The organism is Blautia sp. 210820-DFI.6.14 (genome assembly GCF_020558815.1).
Classification (GTDB): domain Bacteria; phylum Bacillota; class Clostridia; order Lachnospirales; family Lachnospiraceae; genus Blautia_A; species Blautia_A obeum.
The window spans coordinates 1-18,811 of the sequence record NZ_JAJCKS010000028.1 but is presented as its reverse complement, the minus strand read 5'-3'; the positions used below and the strand labels follow the sequence as shown (position 1 = coordinate 18,811).

At 41.6% G+C, this 18,811-nt stretch carries 18 protein-coding genes; 3 read left to right on the top strand and 15 right to left on the bottom strand.

Features of this window, described 5'->3' with window-relative positions:
* Positions 1-11: 11 nt before the first annotated feature.
* The 15 genes from LI112_RS15050 to LI112_RS14980 all read right to left on the bottom strand — a co-directional run bounded on the left by LI112_RS15050 (position 12) and on the right by LI112_RS14980 (position 17,249).
* Positions 12-470 (bottom strand): hypothetical protein, encoded by a 459-nt coding sequence (locus tag LI112_RS15050; RefSeq protein WP_227190970.1) that lies wholly within the window; start codon positions 468-470, stop codon positions 12-14.
* A complete protein-coding gene (locus tag LI112_RS15045) occupies positions 457-2,976 on the bottom strand; it encodes a VirB4-like conjugal transfer ATPase, CD1110 family (RefSeq protein ID WP_369123565.1) in 2,520 nt (839 codons plus the stop codon). Before LI112_RS15045 ends, LI112_RS15050 begins: the two co-directional genes overlap by 14 nt.
* Complete coding sequence (locus tag LI112_RS15040; protein WP_118358489.1) at positions 2,873-3,262, bottom strand: PrgI family protein; 390 nt, start codon at positions 3,260-3,262, stop codon at positions 2,873-2,875. The genes LI112_RS15045 and LI112_RS15040 overlap by 104 nt, the downstream gene beginning before the upstream one ends.
* A 22-nt stretch (positions 3,263-3,284) precedes the next feature.
* Entirely contained in the window at positions 3,285-4,157 is an 873-nt protein-coding gene (locus LI112_RS15035; RefSeq protein ID WP_015514791.1) for a VirB6/TrbL-like conjugal transfer protein, CD1112 family, read from the bottom strand.
* Positions 4,158-4,176: 19 nt separating this feature from the next.
* Positions 4,177-4,392, bottom strand: a complete 216-nt coding sequence (locus tag LI112_RS15030) for a Maff2 family mobile element protein (RefSeq protein ID WP_005334815.1) — start codon at positions 4,390-4,392, stop codon at positions 4,177-4,179.
* A 249-nt stretch (positions 4,393-4,641) separates the two neighbouring features.
* On the bottom strand, positions 4,642-5,094 hold the full coding sequence (locus tag LI112_RS15025) for a helix-turn-helix transcriptional regulator (protein ID WP_118044833.1): 453 nt from the start codon (positions 5,092-5,094) through the stop codon (positions 4,642-4,644).
* 103 nt (positions 5,095-5,197) lie between these two features.
* On the bottom strand, positions 5,198-7,012 hold the full coding sequence (locus LI112_RS15020; protein WP_173817049.1) for a VirD4-like conjugal transfer protein, CD1115 family: 1,815 nt from the start codon (positions 7,010-7,012) through the stop codon (positions 5,198-5,200).
* Positions 7,009-7,572 carry a PcfB family protein gene (locus LI112_RS15015; RefSeq protein WP_101872529.1) on the bottom strand — a complete coding sequence of 188 codons (564 nt, stop codon included), beginning with the start codon at positions 7,570-7,572 and terminating at the stop codon, positions 7,009-7,011. Before LI112_RS15015 ends, LI112_RS15020 begins: the two co-directional genes overlap by 4 nt.
* Positions 7,573-7,851 (bottom strand): hypothetical protein, encoded by a 279-nt coding sequence (locus LI112_RS15010; RefSeq protein WP_055183036.1) that lies wholly within the window; start codon positions 7,849-7,851, stop codon positions 7,573-7,575.
* A complete protein-coding gene (locus LI112_RS15005) occupies positions 7,841-7,984 on the bottom strand; it encodes a hypothetical protein (RefSeq protein ID WP_171027933.1) in 144 nt (47 codons plus the stop codon). The genes LI112_RS15010 and LI112_RS15005 overlap by 11 nt, the downstream gene beginning before the upstream one ends.
* Before the next feature lie 68 nt (positions 7,985-8,052).
* Complete coding sequence (locus LI112_RS15000) at positions 8,053-13,314, bottom strand: SpaA isopeptide-forming pilin-related protein (protein ID WP_227190969.1); 5,262 nt, start codon at positions 13,312-13,314, stop codon at positions 8,053-8,055.
* Positions 13,315-13,787: 473 nt separating this feature from the next.
* Positions 13,788-14,447 carry a sigma-70 family RNA polymerase sigma factor gene (locus tag LI112_RS14995; protein ID WP_215719416.1) on the bottom strand — a complete coding sequence of 220 codons (660 nt, stop codon included), beginning with the start codon at positions 14,445-14,447 and terminating at the stop codon, positions 13,788-13,790.
* Between the two features lie 619 nt (positions 14,448-15,066).
* The gene (locus LI112_RS14990; protein ID WP_005334838.1) at positions 15,067-15,294 is read right to left on the bottom strand and encodes a hypothetical protein; all 228 of its coding nucleotides are present in this window, start codon (positions 15,292-15,294) and stop codon (positions 15,067-15,069) included.
* Between the two features lie 234 nt (positions 15,295-15,528).
* The gene (locus LI112_RS14985; RefSeq protein ID WP_003864619.1) at positions 15,529-15,882 is read right to left on the bottom strand and encodes a hypothetical protein; all 354 of its coding nucleotides are present in this window, start codon (positions 15,880-15,882) and stop codon (positions 15,529-15,531) included.
* A gap of 77 nt (positions 15,883-15,959) precedes the next feature.
* Positions 15,960-17,249: a DNA repair protein gene (locus LI112_RS14980; RefSeq protein WP_227190968.1), complete on the bottom strand. Its 1,290-nt coding sequence runs from the start codon at positions 17,247-17,249 to the stop codon at positions 15,960-15,962.
* Between the two features lie 247 nt (positions 17,250-17,496).
* On the opposite strand from LI112_RS14980, the gene LI112_RS14975 reads away from it, so the two are divergent.
* The 3 genes from LI112_RS14975 (at position 17,497) to LI112_RS18220 (ending at position 18,756) form a co-directional block, all read left to right on the top strand.
* Positions 17,497-17,955 carry a helix-turn-helix domain-containing protein gene (locus LI112_RS14975; protein ID WP_005423558.1) on the top strand — a complete coding sequence of 153 codons (459 nt, stop codon included), beginning with the start codon at positions 17,497-17,499 and terminating at the stop codon, positions 17,953-17,955.
* Positions 17,956-18,047: 92 nt separating this feature from the next.
* Positions 18,048-18,563, top strand: a complete 516-nt coding sequence (locus LI112_RS14970) for an ImmA/IrrE family metallo-endopeptidase (RefSeq protein ID WP_225876977.1) — start codon at positions 18,048-18,050, stop codon at positions 18,561-18,563.
* Between the two features lie 64 nt (positions 18,564-18,627).
* Positions 18,628-18,756, top strand: a complete 129-nt coding sequence (locus tag LI112_RS18220; protein ID WP_255647074.1) for a hypothetical protein — start codon at positions 18,628-18,630, stop codon at positions 18,754-18,756.
* Positions 18,757-18,811: the final 55 nt, after the last annotated feature.

The window sequence follows — 18,811 nt, the reverse complement described above, 5'->3', positions numbered from 1 at the left end:
GCTATAGGTCATCACCTCCTGGCACAACTTTTCTTTCTGTACTCATTCAGTTCCTGGTGTCCTATAATCGGGATACCAGGATAACCATCTGCCTGTGTCCTGATTGCTGGAGAGCTCGCCTGGATATGAAATACCCAGTTCAATTCACTCGGATCTCTCGGCCAGAAACCATTGATCAGCATAGCCTCCTTGAACTGATTGTTGTGCAGATGGATCTGGGTACGTTTATACAGAACTTCTTTCAGATCATCACTGGTAAGATGCGGATAGAATTTCTGTGCCGGATAAAAATTCCAGAATACCCAGTCAAGGATAATGTTCTGTGTTTCCAGCGGAAGTTCATACAGATGATGATCATCATTGACTGTATGAACACGGTATCCAGGCTGTACATTTTCCAGATTTTTCATCTGAATGTAAGGATTGTCCTGATTCCACTGCTTGATTCGGATCTTATCAATTTCCTTCATTTGCATCCCTCATTTCTTTATCTCGTTTCAATGTTTCCTCGGGCTTCGTGGTCATCAGACCATACAATTTCAATGTCTTATCAAACTTATCTTTAAATGGAATAATTGTCGTTCCATAGAAGAGAAGCCCTTCACCTTCCCCGGAATTTGTCACATAAGACAACTGATATGGGGAAATATTCAGCTGTTTTGCAAGGATCTGTCTGTCACCTGCAGCCTGGTTCAGCATCAGGATAAAATCACTGTTCTCAAAGATATTTTCAATTTCCCTGCTGGCAAGAAGATCTTTGATATTCTGTGTGATTCCAGTCGGTACGCCTCCCCATTTTCTGAATCTCTTCCAGATTTCTACGGAATAAGCTGCTGTCTGTTCTTCTTTGAGCAGAAGGTGGAATTCATCGATATAGTACCTGGTAGATTTGATGCCACGGTTGATTGTAACTCTGTTCCATACCTGATCCTGTACGATGAGCATTCCAATCTTTTTCAGCTGCTTTCCAAGTTCTTTGATATCAAAGCAGACAATACGGTTATTCAATTCCACATTGGTTCTATGGTTAAATACTTTCAGTGATCCATTTACATAGATTTCCAACGCTGTTGCAATTCTCTGGGCCTGCGGTTCTTTCTGCTTTCTAAGACAGTCATACAGGTCACCGAGAACCGGCATATTTTCCGGTTTTGGATCTGCAAAGTACTTCTGATACACCAGTGGAAGACAGCGGTCGATCACTGATTTTTCCTCTGCTTCAATTCCATCCCTGCTTCCCATGATCAGCTCGCATAAAGACAGGACAAAATCGGATTTCACTCCAAGTGGATTGTCATCATCGGAATAATCCATATTGATATCCATCGGATTGATATAATCCTTACTGGTTGGTGAAATGTGTACGACCTGTCCGCCAAGTGCATGGACCAGTGGATAATACTCACCCTCCGGATCTCCGATGATAATGTCATCCTTCGTGACAAAGAAAGCGTTGGTGATTTCTCTTTTTGCAGCAAAGGATTTACCGGATCCAGGTGTACCAAGGATTAGTCCATTTGGGTTTTTCAGCTTTTTACGATCCACCATAATCATGTTGTTGCTGAGTGCATTTAATCCGTAATACAGGGATTCTCCTGCCATAAAAAGTTCCTGAGTGGTAAACGGTACGAAGATAGCAGTGCTGGTCGTGGTCAGTGCACGTTTGATGGGGATATGATTGACTCCCAGCGGAACACTGCTCATCAGTCCTTCTTCCTGCTGATAGTCCAGACGTTTCAGTACACAGTTGTATTTCTGTGCAATTCCGGCAGTCTGGAAGATGGCATTGTCCAGTGCCTGTTTGGTCTTTGCTGTATTTAAAAAGAGCGCTGTTACAAGGAACATACGCTCATTTCGTGACTGCAGGTCTTCTAACAGACGCTTAGCTTCTCCGCCATACGTGTTCAGATCCGATGGAATGATATCCATATCGTATCCGGCCCGGACTGCTTTTTTCTGTTCTTCGATTTTCATACGGTTGATATCCGTCACTTTGCTTTTTACCAGCTTGATTGCCTTCATCTGATCCACAGACTGGACATGCAGGTTGACGATCAGGTTCTTATCGATATCCAGAAATTCTGCCAGCATCTTATCCGTAAGCTCCGGTGCCAGGATCTGCAGATAAGAGGCAGCCCCGATAGTATTTCCCATCTGGAACGTATTTCTGTCTCGGAATACAAAACTGGTCGGTGCCACATAATCCTTTGTATTGAGTCCTGTCCGGATCATGGAACCATAATCAAACTGGAAGTCTGTCATGATATCCGGATTGAAAGTCTCATACAGTATCTGCAGACGTTCCACGCCATTCAGCGGATATGCCGGAACTCCAAGGATCTTGAAGTTGTTCAGGATATCTGATTCAATACGTTCCAGCTTTGGCTTTGCTTCCCGGATATTATCCGCTTCGATGGAAAAGGTGATATATTTTGACTTCACCAGACCGTTGTTTCCTTTTGCCAGCTGCTGTTTCAACATCTTTGCGTATTCCATACGGACATCATCAAAAGCATCCTCCTGTGGTCGGATCCGGATGACCTGCTCAAACTCCTTCATGCTGCTCTTATGGTTGATAAAGCTCAGCTGAAAATGGATACTGGCATCAAAGTAATTGAGGAAATCGCACCAGTTTTCAAAGATTGCATTTTTGTCCTCGTTCTGAGCCAGCTGGTAGTTGATATCATAGAAGCGGATACACTTAGAATACGTTTTTCCCTGTACCCTGCAGATCCCATCTTTTCCCATTTCCTTATAAGCGATCGACTGCTGGACGGACAGTTTTTTCTGCCTGCGTTTCTCTTCCTGCTTTTCTTTTTTCTTTTTCTCTTTTCTGTCTACTTTTTTGTACCCGGTATCTGCGACAGTTTTCTTATTTTTCTTTTTTCGCAACCGTTTTTCCTCCTTTCGGTTTTCCTGTATCCGGAGACTGCTTGATCTGTTCCGGATCTGTTTCATAATAGTTTTCAGTTTCATATTTTCTGACGGGTGGACGAAGAAACTTCACCCGGATCATATGCATCAGAACATCTTCCAGATGCATCCCGTCTTTTTCGTACATGGCAAATAAAAATGCCGGTAACATCAAAAGCACCATGACTGTTGCTGCATTACTGTTTCCCATCACATTACGCAAGAGGAAATAGCTTGGAATTCCCATTGCAGCACCTATCCCGATACAGATCAACTGTCTTTTGGTCAGGTTAAATGCTACTTTATTCTTTACCTTCGTTAAATCCTTCGGTACGCTGACATATGCCATGATTTTCACTCCTTCCTGTAATTTAGTGCGCGTTAAATATCGACTTACTTAAGGATGCCGTCTTAAAGAGGCTATAGCATAAGATTACTGTGTAAGCCATAACGCCAAATAATGAAGAACTCAGATTATCTGAATACTGGATACCTGCAACAAGCACTGCATAGATTGCAACGCATACCATCATCAGAAATGCCTGGAAAGCCAGGGCAAAGAGTCCTCTGAAATAATTCGTGCCGATCTGTCCCCATTCTCTGTTACTCATAGTTGCGAATGGAATCGGCGCAACTGAGGTATATAGGTAAATCTCTATCATACGTCCATACATGATCACTGTGATCAGTACAGACAGGATTCTCATACAGAAGCCGGCGATAAGGGTTTCCAGCGCCAATACAACAAGTTCTCCGATTTCCATACTTTCCAGTGTTGCGGAAAGATCCGTCAATGCCGAAGAAATATCAATGGCGGTACTTCCTGTGATAACACCGGCCGCAGAATTAACTACGTGCTGGCCCACATCGAATACCGCCATTGTGATCGTAAATGTGTTACTCACCAGATATACAGCAATCCACATTTTTACGAAGTACTTGAAAAACATCCAGGTATCAATATCATGCATGTTGTTGCGCTCGGTCAGCATAGAAATCAATTCGTAGCAGAGTACGAGTGTGATAATAATACCTGCGATCGGCATGATCACGGAATCCGATAAGTTCCGGATCATACTGAATATGCTGCCGTTCCACCCTTGCGGGGTCTGTCCAACCTGGGTAGCGATCTCACCGGTCTTTTGATTAACATCAGTAAACATCGTGTCCAGGTTGGAAGTGATCATCCCGGTTAAGAGTTCCCTCATCCATTCCTCAATCGCATCAAAAATCTGACTGAACATGGATCTCTACTCCTTTCTCTTAACCAAATAATCCACTCAGAAGCGGGATCAGCTGTGTTCCGATCAGGATAACACCACCACCGCTCATCAGCTGCTTAATTCCCTGGGATTTTGCACCCGGGTTGTCGTTTCCATAACCTTCCATCAGGTTGATTACGCCCCAGACACCAAGGCCGGCACCGATTGCAACGACCAGTGTCTGAAGAATATTGATTGCACTGCTAAAAAAAGCCATAATCAAATGTGTGAACAAACGCTTTTTCTTATGGTCTGTAAGCGTTTGGCTCTACTCCTTTCCCTTTTATTCAGACCTTTTTTTACCTGTTTTATTTGCAAGGCGATCTTATCTTTATCTTCACTTTTTTCTCCTTTCTTCCTACTTTTAGATTTCTTTCTTGAAAAAACATAAAAAAATAGAGCATATAGATGGATTTTTCTACATGCTCTATCGCTTTTTGTTCTTTTTACAAATACTTGAAATTTTTTACTTCCTATCCAATTTTTTTGCCAGCACAAAATTAAACAAAAATGCTACTGTCACTATTAAAATACATATTATCGTAATCCACGCTGGTACTTTCATATCAAATTGAACTCTTAGCAACAAAGAAATTGCTAAAAATATACCTCCTATAATCTCTATAAAATCTAGGATCCTTTTTTGCATCATCTGAATTTTTTCCCTTTCTTTTACCCTATCAAACTTCCATATTCCATATTTTGATTGAATATCTGTGATATCTTCATCAGATATAAGTTCATCCAAAGTGACTCCAAGCTCCATTGCTAACTTTTTTGCTGTAATTAGATCTGGACATCTTGAACCGTTCTCCCATCGGCATACAGTTTGTCGTGATACGTACAGTTTATCGGCAAGTTGTTGTTGTGTATATTTTTTTTCTTCTCTGATTTTTTTAATGTTATCATTTAAAGCCATACTTCTTACCTCTCTTTCATTCATATCATATAATGATACCATTAAAAAAGAAAGAACCAGCATGGTTTTCCTATGTTTCCACTTTGGTAACATAGGAATTTTCTTAATTAATGATTTCAATTTGTCTTATTTCATCCTCTGTTACATCAATCCGAAACATCTCAAACTCTGTATCTTTTGAAAATGTCAGATTATGATTCAGATATTTTTCAACATCAAAAGCATTTTTCTTATCATAATCGGCAAGTTCCTTGTACCGTTTGTGCTTTGTGATGTCATACTTGTTGCTTAAAAACGGCCGGACTCCTCGAAGCTGTAAGATACATTTTTCTCCATCCATGACCGCCAGCTCATCTCTACTCATCAGTTCTTTTCCAGTCTTTTGATAGTTCAGTCCATAGGACCGGTTGCTGCCTCTGGTGTCTGATGTGTTGTAAAGATCAATGGTTTCCTTTCCCAGAGTTTCTGATATTTCTTTCAGTGTGGAACTTTCCTTTCCCCCCAGGAAAAGAACAGTGTCACAGTTACCTGTGATCGTCTCAGCAGCATCCTTATAGATGGTTTTCAGCTGAGATTGTGACTGCAGAATGATAGAAGCGGAAATTTCCCTGCTTCGGATCGTAGCAATCAATTTGTCGAATTTTGGGATCTGTCCGATATTGCTGAACTCATCAAGAAGCAGTCGTACATGATAGGGAAGCCTGCCGCCATGCTCATCATCCGCCTTATCACAAAGCAGGTTAAAAAGCTGGGTGTACATGATCGCTACCACAAAGTTGAATGTGTCATCTGTGTCGCTGATGATGACAAACATGGCTGTTCTCTGATCACCGATCATATCCAGTTCCATTTCGTCATACGACATAATTTCTCTTAGTTCCTGAATGTCAAATGGTGCAAGTCTGGCACCACAGGAAATCAAAATCGATTTTGCAGTTTTGCCGGCTGCAAGCTTGTACTTGCGATATTGCCTTACTGCAAAGTGTTCCGGATTTTCTGCTTCCAGTTCTTCAAACAATTCATCCACTGCATTTTTAAATTCTTCATCATCCTCCCTGGTCTCACTGGCATTGATAAATTCCAACAGAGTAGAAAAGTTCTGTTCTTCCTCTGGTGCCTCATACCAGATGTATCCGATCAGTGCAGAATACAAAAGACGTTCGGCCTTGACCCAGAAATCTTCCGTTGATTTTTCGCCTTCACCCTTGGTATTTGCAATAATGGTATTGACCAGCTTTAAGATGTCTTTTTCACTCCGGATATAATGGAACGGATTGTAATGCATGGACTTTTTAAAGTTGATCGTATTTAATACCTTGATCCGGTATCCTCCATTTACCAGCATCTTCCCGCATTCAACGATGATCGTTCCCTTCGGATCAGTGACCACATAGGACACGTGATCCGTCATCTGCATAAGATTGGGTTTTACATAGAATCTTGTCTTTCCGGATCCGGAACCACCGATGACGATCACATTCTTATTTCTGGCATACTTTGGGGCTTTTGGCCGGCTGTTCATGGTCAGACGTTCCGTTTCTGTGAGGATGACATTGTTTTCAAAGACCGGATCCATAAAGGGTTCGATGTCTTTTCTGTTTCCCCATCTTGCAGATCCATACTCCACACCTTGCCGGAACTTCTTTGCATTTTTAGAACGATAGTAGACCACCAGTTTTAATGCACCTGCAACCAGAACACCTACTGTAAGATCCTGCAAAGCGATACTTGGCAGCCAGCTTAAAAATGCCAGTCGGAAATTGACTAACATCACGCCAAGTCTCTGGACCATGCTTTCTCCCAGGCAATGCCGGTACAGCCAGGATCCTTTATCTGCTACATAGAAGATAAAGAAATATGGGAGATTTAAGATCACCAGTCGTTTGACCTGGATCTTCTGTAATTTTTCCCGGATCATCGTTCCTGACCTCTGGATTTTTGTCTCTGCTTCACACGCTGGCGGTGCTTTGCTTTTCTTTCTACAGATTTCTGCAGTTTCTTTCTGACGGATGGTTTCTTCGCCTGTTTCTTTTTCAGTTCTACTCCGGCATATTCCCGGAAAGCCGCTGTCATCACATCCACATCTTTAGCCTTAAAGAAGACCAGATATTTTGGTGGATCAGCACCGACTTCTTTTTTCAGGCTGTAATCAATCCCGTACTTTCTTGCCACACGGTCAAAGGATTTGATATTTTCATCTGTGATCTTTATGTTGGAAAGCTGTACTCCCTGTGCATTCAGTTGCTTGATGGTCTGCTTTCCATGTGGCTTTTTCTTTTCAATCTTTTTTCGGGCTTTTTCCCTTCCTTTCTCCTGAGCCCGTCCGGTCTTTTCAGCCATTTTCACCTGCGTTGCTTTCTGTTTCCTCCGGTTGTCCATTTCCAGGAACTTCCGAAGGGCTGCTTTTAGCACACTGGCAGTGATCTTGACTCCCTGGATGCTCAGGCTGATCACTTTCTGATTTACTTCTTCCTGCAATTACCCACGTCCTTTCTTTCCTTTCATTTCAGAATGAAGACGGGCAATACAATATCCGATACATGGAACATGTTTTCCATACGGACAGCCACCACATGGTGTTGTTTTTACTGCTTTTTTCTTTTCCGGAAGCAGATAGTGGCACTGTTTCAAGCTACAGCCTTTCTTTTTGCCTCCCCACCAGTAACAGTACTTGCAGGACCATGGCTTTTCTTCGCTGTACTTTCTTCCCTCAATAGCTGCATTTGGTTCTATAATCAGATCTTTATTAGTCTTCATTCTGTTCTTCCTCTTTTCTCATGATTTCTGTCAGTTTTTTCTCTGCCTGACTTCCGGCAACAATGAGACAATACAAAACTGTAAATATTGCCGCTGCTCCCAGAAGAGCAACAAAAATAATGATATTTCTCATGGTTTCTCCCATCTAAAAAAGCGTCCACAGATTCCTTTCGGTTTCCATGAACGCTCATTCTTATTTGATTAGTGTTTCTTTTTTCTCATAAATGCAACGGCTCCTGTACCAGTCGCACCAATGCCGAGAAGCATAAACCACAGCCACAGATTGGTGTTATCCCCAGTCTTTGGTGAATCACTGACAGGTTTTCCACCTTCCGGTGTCTTTTCTGCCGGTTTTTCCTCATCTACCATGGTTACATGCTGTACTTCACTAGTATCCTTTACTTCGAATTCCACATCTTTTGCAACCAGATAGCCATCCGGTGCTGTTTCTTCACGGAGAGTGTATTTTCCGATTGGAAGCATTTCGATGTAATGTGCTTTCTCTGTACTAATCCAGCTTTCGACAACTTTTCCATTCTGATCAAGGATCGTGAGTTTTGCTCCCGGAAGTTCTTTTCCGGCGATATCCTGTTTGGAGATTTTCACCTTCGTCACATCATCCTTCATCTCAACTTTCTGCACATCGGCAGTATCTTTGATGGTGAACTTCACGCTTTCAGCTGTCACATAACCATCGGCCGGTTTTGTTTCAACCAGTGCGTATTCTTTTCCGACAGTCAGCTCACGGATCACATGTGCTTCTTTACCGGAAGTCCATTCATCCACGATATTTCCATCGGCATCTACCACTTTCAGCTTACATCCTGGAAGTTCTTTTCCGGTTGTCAGACTGGATTTGGTAAATTCTACAACGGTTGGCTGATTCTCAAATGTAAAATCATAGGTTACAGTCGGCTGATTTTCACCTGCATACTCAAAAGTAAATTCCTTTACTTCATCGTTGGTTACGAATCCATCCGGTGCATAGAGTTCTTTTACATAGTAAGTGGCTCCTATTGGAAGATCTGCAACAAATGTGATCTTTCCTTCTTCATCCGTAGATTTCAGTTCAATGATCTCATTGGCTTCGATCAGGACTTTACCAGTTGTCTCAGACTTAATGTCTTCTTTGGCAAATAATCCAAAGATAGCGCCTTCCAATGTACGGTCAGAATCTTTTTCTTTCTTAAGTACACTGACTTCTACTCTCTGGCGGTTGTTCTGCCAGTCTTTGTCATAGACTACAACTGGTGTATTCTGATCCATGTAAGTCAGATCTACATGACGGATCTCACCATCCAGTACATGACCGTAAGCAGTTCCTGTTTCTTTCACATAGTATTTACCAAGTGGAAGATTTTCCAGTTTTGCAATACCGGTTTCATCTGTCTTTATTGTTGCAATCAGTTCATCCTTTTTATAGTAATCGTCACTGACGCCATCGGCAGCCTTAATGTCTTCCTCAGCATAGACTTCAAACGTAACATCTGTCAGCTTTCCAGTTACATAGTTGAAAATGTGTTCCACCACACCTTTGACCTTATCGGCCAGTGTAACAGAATCCAGGAATTCTCCCTTCTTGTTGATTATGAGTTCACCAACCGGTACCTCGTCCTTCATTTCCACTTTTTGAACCTCTCCGGTATCTTTGACTGTGAATGTCACATCATTGGCTACCAGATAACCATGTGGTGCAAACTCTTCATGTAGGGTATAATTCTCACCCACTTTCAGATATTTGATCACATGCGGTGCATCTTTGGAAGATGTCCAGCTGTCTACTACATTTCCATCTTTATCCGTTACTTTCAGATAAGCTCCATCCAGTTCTACACCGGTTGTTGCATCTGATTTTGTGATCTCAACAGTTGTCGGCTGGTTCTTCTTTACGGATTTTAATGTTACTGTCTGTACATCCTGCCCCTGATAAGAAGCATCAAATCTCAATACTTCATCCGAAGATACGAATCCATCTGGTGCTTTCAGTTCTTTTACATAATAGCTTCCAAGTGGAAGATCCAGTGTACATGCTGCCTGACCTTTTTCATCAGAAGTCATTTCCTGTAAAAGAGTATCTGCTTTAACGATCACTTTTCCATCTTTCGTCTGAATGTCTTTTGCATTGTAAATACCGAACACTGCTCCGGCTACTGTATTGCCTGTCTCAGCATCCTGTTTTTCGACCGTAATCGACACTTTCTGTCGTTCATCTGTGACAGAGATTTCTTTCTCGATCACTGCAGTATCCTGATCCGCATAAGCAAATTCGACATTTTCCGGCACAGTATTTAACACATAAGTGTCCGGTGCATTCTTCTCTTTGACATAGTATCTGCCAAGTGGAAGATTCTTTACGGTTGCATAACCATCTGCATCCGTTGTGACGGTTGCTACCAGTGCATCCTTTGCAAAATACAGAGTTCTCTGTCCATCTGCATCTACCTGATGATCGGCAGTATAGATATCCTCTGCTGCATAGACTTCAAATTCAGCACCTGCAAGTCCAGCCATTTCATACTGGAAGTCCTTATCAAATCCCTTTAACACTTCACCCTGTTTATAGATCTTTAACTGACCTTTGACCGGGGCATTGGTATATTCCACATCAATGACTGCATCTCCTGTGACAGGATCGGTCAGATAAGCAGTATCTGTATCAACTTTTACTGTCACATAGTTTTTGGATATTGTGTACCCATCGGGTGCCGTCACTTCCTCAATTCTGTAGTTACCAGGTTTCAGATTCTTTGGCAGTACCAGGTATCCTTCCTCATTTGTGAAATAGGATTTGTGTACCGTTGGCTTCGGATAGGATGTTGTCTGTTCCACATATTTCTGATTATCCAGGTCGTATACCTTGAACTCAGTATTAGCCAGGAGTACAGATTTCTGTGTTTCTGCATCCTTTTTGATGATCTTTAATTTTGCTTTGAATTCTTTATCCAGCAGCACTCGCCATGTCTGCGGTGTATCCGGATAATTCTCTGTGATCTTCACTACAAAATCATCGACCGGTGCATAGTTGTGTTTGCTTGTGGTCTCTCTTACCACATAAGTTCCATATGGAAGCGGAATCGATCTTGCATATCCTTTTTCATCGGTAAACATTTCTGTCTGGCCATCTGCAGTCAGTACAACTGGTCTGGCTGAATCAAAATCATAGCTTCCATCTGCTTTTACTTTCAGATCACTGACAAGCCATGCCGAAAAACCAACTCCCTGCAGAAGGTCTGCATCGGTCTTCCCGTTGTTTGCTGCCTTGATAATCTGGAACGGCTGCTTGATGACGGTTTCTTTACATACAGAAGTTCTTTCTACTGTCGGAACAGTAGCACCTTCGTAAGTACAGTCCACCTCATGTTCTGTCGGATCCAGTACGTATCCCACCGGAGCACTAAGCTCTTTCAGATAATACTTTCCAAGATAGAGATCCGATACAGAAGCTTCGCCATTCTTATCCGTTGTCAGGGATGTGATCAGGCTGTCTTTCTTATGGATCGTTCCGGTTCTTCCATCCGGATGAACAATATCTTCCCTTGCATAAAGGCCATATACTGCACCTTCCAGCGTTGCATCACCCTGTGCTGCATTCCCTGTCTCAGCATCCTGTTTTGCAATATTGATCTTTGCATTTACACGTTTGTCTGTTACATTTTTGGTCGTTGTCTTTCCGATAGCAAGAGTCACATTATAAGACTTTGTATCAATCTGATATCCTGTTGGAACAGAGATTTCTTTCAGATAAACAACTTCCTGTGTCTTTTCCATTGTGAGCTGTGAAGCACCATTCTGATCTGTTGCAGGCATCTCTGCAATCAGTTTTGTACATGCAGCATCGGAATAGATCCCGTACACTGCACCAGCCAGTGCATTGCCTGTATCCTGGTCTTTCTTTACAATGGATACCTTGCATTCTTTTGTCCAGGTTACTTTAAAATCCACATATTTCTCATTTCCGACACCTTCCCCGAAAACAAGAGCCAGATCCTGTGTTCCGGATCCTGTTACAATCTTGTAAGCAGAGTATTCTTTATCAATGCTTCCCTTCATCCGAGAAGAAAATGTAGCACTGACGCTCTCTGCCTGATCAAGTGGTGCTGTCAGATAAAACTGTGTACCTCCACTGATTTCTACACTTGCTCCTGCAGCACTGGTTTTACCGGTTGTCACATTTACAAGCTTTACACCGCTTGGCAACTTAAATGTGATTGTCTGCAGTTTATCTGCTTTGAATGTGATCACTCTTGTTCGCTGGCTGTTTCCTTCCACATAAGCCTTTACATTAGATTCGGAAAAGCTCATATCTACAGACGGAATGTCCGGCATATTTACACAATAATTGTAAAGTTCCATTGCCAGGTTCTTTCCTGTTGCATTGGTTCCGGATGCCCAGTCACTGGATCCATTTGCATAAGCTGCTGCAAGATGGGTAATGATGAATCTCTTTCCTGCCGGAAAATCCGGATGTTTCTCATCGAAGAAACCATTCTCATCACTTGCTTTTGTTCCGTAATAGCAGACCTTTGCAAGTGTCTTTCCATCGGCAAGTTTCTGGATCGTATAAGTTCCATTTCCCGGTCCTTTTTTCGATGGTTCAACACAGTATGCTGTCGCATTGATGCTTCCCCATTTCACATAATATGGACAAGTCAGATAAGAACCTAATCCATAGTCTGCGTAATAGTACCAGGAGCCGGCTGTAACTGTGACTGATTTTGTTCCTGTTTCACCGGAAGCAAGCATCATTGGCATATCAAAAGTAATACTTTCGCCTGCTTCAAGATCTGCAAGAGCAACTTCCTGGTCAACAGCTTCCTGCATAACCTCTGAGAGTGTGATCCCTGTTTCCGGATCAACGGTCTCCTGATCCTCCGTTGCTTCGATTTCTGCATCAAATTCTTTTTCTGTCAGTTCTGTTTTGCTCTCCGTGTCAGCAACATCAGTTTCCTCTGTAGACGAGTCAGCCTCAGAATCCTCTGTTTCTGTCTTATCGGAAGAACCAGCATCCTGATCAGAAGAACTTTCTGACTGCGAATCTTTCTGTTGATCCGCTTCTTTTACCACGATCTTTCGATTGATCTGGTAGGTTGGGTGATCCGTTGTCTGTGGTTCTACATAATAGACTGCCTTATAGGAATTGGCATAATCGGTAGAAAAATCATTCCCGTCCGTATCTTTTGCTTCCTGAAATGTAACTTTTACTTTGCTGTCATCCTGGATCGTAAGACCGGTATAATCACTCTTTACATCGAAATTGTCTCCAACCTTGATCTCATAATCCTTTGCAGTTACCACTTCATCTTCATCCAACTGATCCTTGATCTCCTCATAATACGGAATCTTTTTTACAGACCCAGCATCATCAGAAGCATAGGCAACAGCGGGAGAGAGTACCGTCGATAGAACCGTTACTGCAGTCAGTAAACCGGACATCACCCTGCGTGCTTTCTTTTTCACGTTCATTCTCTTAAATCCTTCCTTTCTGATTCTTTTGTGTATGGTTATCTGTTAGTTTCTGCATATTATCTTTTATCCGAAGATGATCGCCTCCTTTCCTGAAATTTGCGCTATTTGGGACAGTCAGCACAAGCTGAGATAACAGCACAAATATATGGCGGTACCTGTTTGTCACAAATACCGCCACATGATTTCTACTGTCATCCTCTTTTTAGATTCAGACATTTTATTTTGATTTAAGATTTAAGCGTTTTCCTGTTTTCTTTCCCGGATCCGTTCCTATATCAGTTTCCATCTATGATACGTTTTCTTCTGGCAGACACGCAGCTTTTCGCTCTATGCATGTTCAAACCAAATATCACTCCGGGCAGGCTATTCATTTTTCAAGGTACATGAAAGTGTTCTATGCAAACCCTTCATATAACGAAACGCTCAGAGCCTGTTTTACAGTGGTCTAATTCAATTTTTTTGAAATTTTTTTAAAATTCTTCGTTTTCCGCCTTTTTTTTCATCGTTTTTAATGCCCTGTTCAGGAGGTCATTTACACTCTGCTGTTTGATTCCCAGATAATCTGCAACATCCTGCTGACGCATTTCCTCGAAATAAACCAGATTGAGTACCGTCTTTTGTCTCTCTGTTAACTCTTTGATCAAAGCGTTCAGAATTTCTCTGTCGATAACATCGTCAACAAAATCTTTTGAAGATCCTCTCATAATCTCCGCATCATCTGTAACATCGCTGTTAGAAAATACACCATGATTGGTGCTGATTTTGCTCTGGCTGTATGCCATACGGTCTTCAGCCTCCATCAGCAGACGGATATACCAGTTTTCATTATCAAAGAACTCTTTATTGAATTCCTTGTTATCGCCAGTTACACTCACATATTCATAGTCATCACAACTATGCAGTGGAAATACGGTTGATTGATTTCCCGCTGTATAAAGCACATATCCGTGATCATAAACAGAGATTGTTGTATCTGCATTGATCATTTCTTTTACTACAACTTTGTGTTCTTTCAAGGATTTCACGCTTGGGATCCTTTTCTCCATATCAGCAACTTTCACGATTTTTTTCAGTTCTTTTAATGTCAACATAAAGACCACCTTTCTGCCTTTCGGCTCCGGGTGGTCCATTCCATCTTTTATAAAATTCCTGCACAGACATAAAGAACTGCAGCACAAGAGGTCACGAACTCACCCGTTTTTTTTGAACGGGAGTCCGCGACTCCTTTGTAACGCATGTATCTGCGTTTAGATTAAGTTTGCCAGATTGCCTGGCTTATTCAGTTGCTATGTGCATCTTCTGATTTATTCTCTGTTTGCTGTTTGCGAAACATGGAATAATCGCCCATAGCATCGTAAGGACAACGCCTTACAAATTCCTGGTATTCGATTTCAGTCATCTTTGCTTCCTCCTTTGTGTCATATTATCAAAATCTCTATTTACAATTATTTTTGCAAAAAAGAATTCAACCTCTATATAACGAAACGCTGAGAGCCTGTTTTACAGTGAGGTACGACAAAAAATTTAAAAATTTTTCGAAATACGTCAAAAAAGCCCGACAAAACAAATACTTCAACAATCTCCAAAACCAGAAAATACTTCTGATCTTGCAGTGTATCCGTAAATGTTTTGCCGGGCTCTTAGTGATTCCAGTCAGGTTCAGCTCCTTGACAAACTCTTGCTGTCTGGTGCGTTCTTGATGATTCCTGCCAAATCCAACGCTTACTACAGACAGCTCATTCTATTCTGTTATGATCCCTGATTCATCATCTTTCGGGAATACGTCCGCATCCTGGACTTTAATTGTTCATCTCTGATGTGGATCGGACGAACCGACACCATATCATCCTTTACAAATATCTCCAATGTACTGCGACATTTTTTGCACTCCACTTCTGAATCGCTTTGTGCGCTCTTTTCAATAAATGCTCCACATACAGAGCAGTGTACATGCCATTTAATAGCACCTGATCCCATATAGGCTTCCTCCTTTAAGCAATAAGATATTTCTCCATTTATTACTCAACGGACCAAAGGGAAATCAAATCCGCCTTATGAGCATCATGCCATCCATTCCGTAAGTGCCAAAGCTACACGAACAGCACGATTTCTATTCTGATCAGATCTGCTTTGTCGATCTGTGCATCCTTTTTTATCCTTTCACCAGCTACCACTCACTCTTTCCGGTATAAAAAATTCCGCTGTGATTAATTAACATGATATTTCAATAGTTTCAAATACATCACCAGTCAGATCACAGATGTCCTGGATCTGAATCTCGGTATCATCAATCCGTAAGTGGACTGATGGATCAAAAAATTCTACGGTTCCAGATAATGTATGGTACTGACCAATTAATGGATTCTTCCATGACTTTTGAAAATAAGTTGCCTGTATCTTCATTCCATATGCCAGGATCCTTAATTTCATATCCAACTCATTTTTCTTTTCCTCAGATAAATCTCTTTTTGGTTCATAAATGATTTCCTGTTGCCGGATCGTTTCATCCAGTCCACGAAGTGCCGCAAATGGAGCAAACTGTTTTGCCCTGCGTCCTACATCCATGGGATGCCTCCTGGAAACCGGTCTTGGTAAATATAAATACGGTTGATATGCACTTGCCAGCACTTTTTGCACCTCCTCTAAGCACGGTGACCACCTATTTGCTCGTTGCGTTCTCTATAAGTAGAACACTCTAGCAGGTTGGATCCACGCATAATCGCATTCTTTCCATAACGCTGCTTTACATTCAATACTGCTTCCTGTAAATGCCGTTCCTTATCGGTCTGTTTTGGGTCATCAAACAGGCTGTACTGCACATAACTTTCAGGAGCAACCCTGTTCGCACACACCTCGATTCTTCGGATTCCGGTATATCTGTCTGCAATCCTGAGATATAAATCTTCCACTGCATCTATGATCTTTTTGGAACTGTTACTTTCTCTTTCGAGTTTTACGGTTCCTTTGGATGCCTCATGCTCATACCTGTGGTCATAGGCGATCCATAAGGTGAGAGAGCTTGTTACCAGTCCTTTTTCAAACAAATCCAGGACCAGATTATCTGTCATTTCCCTTACGATCACAAGTGCTTCGTCAAAAGAATAATTTCGCATCAGCACCTGACCATTTGAAAGGCTGTGTTCCTCCGAATGATAGTTCTTGATGTCACTCATCCGGCATGTTTCATATCCCCATGCATGATCGATCAACAGCTCTGCATCAATCCCAAACATCTTATACAGCCAGTCTTCGGATCTTAAAGAAGCCATTGCAATATCGCCCATCGTATGGATTCCATAACCGGCCAGTTTTTTTTCAGTCCGGGATCCAATCCTCCAGAAGTCACTTAATGGTTTATGATCCCATAGCTTCTCTCTGTAAGAGAATTCATCCAGAATTCCGATATGGTCATCCACATGCTTTGCTACGATATCCATTGCGATTTTAGCAAGATACAGATTGGTTCCCACACCTGCAGTTGCAGTGATGCCAGTTTCCTCCATGACTGCCTGCATAAGCTTTACCGCCATTTCTTTTGCAGTGAGATGATAAAGCTGCAGATAGTTTGTCACATCAATAAAACACTCATCAACACTGTACACATGGATATCTTCTTTTGAGACATACCGCAGATAGATTCCATAGATCTTTGCGGAATAATCCATGTACAACTGCATCCTCGGCATGGCTGTAATGTACTTCACACAATCCGGTATCTCATGGATCCGGCACCGGTTCTTGATGCCAAGAGACTTCATAGCCGGAGTGATTGCCAAACAGATTGTTGACTTTGATCTGGTCGGATCTGCAACCACCAGGTTTGTTTTAAATGGATCCAGTCCACGTTCTACGCATTCTACAGAAGCATAAAAGGACTTCAGATCAATACAGATAATAGAAGTCTGATCCTGACTCACATTGCCACCTCCCATACGTCTTTCCTCTTTTTGTAACATGTATCCTATTTTAACTATCAATGACTGTCTATCTTTCCTGTTTCCTTCAAAATACAGGAAATTCATTTCACATATTCATTGACAAAAGAGGAAATATTGTGTATCTTATAGGAAAGATGTTTCCCTTATCTGTGATTCACATTATAGGAGAGATATTTCCCTTTGTCAAGATTAATTTTTATTTTTTAGGAGACACATTTCCCGTTTTGCCTTGAAGCGGCTAATGAAACTTATAAGACAAGGCTTAGAAAGAGGTATGTTTATGACATTCGGTGAAAAAGTAAGATCATTAAGAAAAGAAAAAAAGATGAGTCAGCAGGAACTGGCCAGTATGGTTGGTGTTTCATATAGGACCATTCGATCCTGGGAAGTAGAAGGACGTTTTCCAAAACAAAATGTTCTGTATCAGAAACTGGCAGATGCATTACAGTGTGACGTTTCTTATCTCATGAGTGAGAATGAAGCTTTTATCACAGAAGCATCTGAACAGTTTGGTAACCGTGGTGCCAGACAGGCTCAGCAGATTCTGGAACAGGCTGCAGCTATGTTTGCCGGTGGATCACTGACAGACGAAGATAAAATAGCTTTTATGGATGAGATCCAGAGCCTTTATCTGGATTCCAAAAGACGTGCAAAGAAATTTACACCGAAAAAATATCTGAAAAACCAAGAGGAAAAATAATAGAAGGCGGGATTATTGTACACCTAATCTGTTACCTTATAGTTACAAGGATATTTCTGCCCTTTTTATTTTTTACTTTTGAGGTGATTTATTTGAGAAACACTTACATATATACAGAAACAAAGAAATTAATCAAGAAATATGGCACCAGGGATCCCTTTGAGATCATGGATCAGATGAACATTGTTGTTGGGGAAACTTCAAGATATAAAACACTGAAAGGCTATTGCTTCATGAGTTGTAAGACAATCTATGTCATGATCAGTAGTTTCCTTTCAGAAGAAGAAAAGATGATCGTTGCCGCCCATGAATTAGGACATATCATCCTGCATCGTTCCCAGCTGAAAATGGCTCCAATGCAAGATGATACACTCTATAATATGACGGATAATACAGAATACCAGGCCAATCTGTTTGCTGCCGATCTTCTGATTGATGATGAGGAGATCGAAGATATGGTTCAGAACGAAGACCTGGATTATTTCGGACTCTGCAGTTCTCTGAATGCAACTCCGGAACTCATGAGCTTTAAACTATACAGCCTGACAAAACGAGGCCAGGCTTATCATATGCCGATGGAGATACAGAGTAATTTCCTGGCGAAATAATAAAGGATAAGCGTATTCTGCAATAAAAAAATAGAGATTTATCTCACTGAAAGAAGGATCATTTATGTCAAGACATATGTATGAATTTGCTTCTTCACACTGCAATGATTTCAAGGATCTCCGCGATGATGATGAAATAGTTATCAATAGGGAGTGGATCCTTAACAAACTTTTCGAAGCAGAAAACGAATAGTATATTTGGTGGCTACACCCCCAAGCCCCTGTAGAATAAATAACGCCAGTACTGG

Bases quoted from the DNA above. Each gene is read 5' to 3' on its own strand.
- LI112_RS15050 (WP_227190970.1), bottom strand. From the start codon at position 470: ATGAAGGAAATTGATAAGATCCGAATCAAGCAGTGGAATCAGGACAAT.
- LI112_RS15045 (WP_369123565.1), bottom strand. From the start codon at position 2,976: ATGAAACTGAAAACTATTATGAAACAGATCCGGAACAGATCAAGCAGT.
- LI112_RS15040 (WP_118358489.1), bottom strand. From the start codon at position 3,262: ATGGCATATGTCAGCGTACCGAAGGATTTAACGAAGGTAAAGAATAAA.
- LI112_RS15035 (WP_015514791.1), bottom strand. From the start codon at position 4,157: ATGTTCAGTCAGATTTTTGATGCGATTGAGGAATGGATGAGGGAACTC.
- LI112_RS15030 (WP_005334815.1), bottom strand. From the start codon at position 4,392: ATGGCTTTTTTTAGCAGTGCAATCAATATTCTTCAGACACTGGTCGTT.
- LI112_RS15025 (WP_118044833.1), bottom strand. From the start codon at position 5,094: ATGGCTTTAAATGATAACATTAAAAAAATCAGAGAAGAAAAAAAATAT.
- LI112_RS15020 (WP_173817049.1), bottom strand. From the start codon at position 7,012: ATGATCCGGGAAAAATTACAGAAGATCCAGGTCAAACGACTGGTGATC.
- LI112_RS15010 (WP_055183036.1), bottom strand. From the start codon at position 7,851: ATGAAGACTAATAAAGATCTGATTATAGAACCAAATGCAGCTATTGAG.
- LI112_RS15005 (WP_171027933.1), bottom strand. From the start codon at position 7,984: ATGAGAAATATCATTATTTTTGTTGCTCTTCTGGGAGCAGCGGCAATA.
- LI112_RS15000 (WP_227190969.1), bottom strand. From the start codon at position 13,314: ATGAACGTGAAAAAGAAAGCACGCAGGGTGATGTCCGGTTTACTGACT.
- LI112_RS14995 (WP_215719416.1), bottom strand. From the start codon at position 14,447: ATGGACCACCCGGAGCCGAAAGGCAGAAAGGTGGTCTTTATGTTGACA.
- LI112_RS14990 (WP_005334838.1), bottom strand. From the start codon at position 15,294: ATGGGATCAGGTGCTATTAAATGGCATGTACACTGCTCTGTATGTGGA.
- LI112_RS14985 (WP_003864619.1), bottom strand. From the start codon at position 15,882: ATGGATGTAGGACGCAGGGCAAAACAGTTTGCTCCATTTGCGGCACTT.
- LI112_RS14980 (WP_227190968.1), bottom strand. From the start codon at position 17,249: ATGGGAGGTGGCAATGTGAGTCAGGATCAGACTTCTATTATCTGTATT.
- LI112_RS14975 (WP_005423558.1), top strand. From the start codon at position 17,497: ATGAAACTTATAAGACAAGGCTTAGAAAGAGGTATGTTTATGACATTC.
- LI112_RS18220 (WP_255647074.1), top strand. From the start codon at position 18,628: ATGTCAAGACATATGTATGAATTTGCTTCTTCACACTGCAATGATTTC.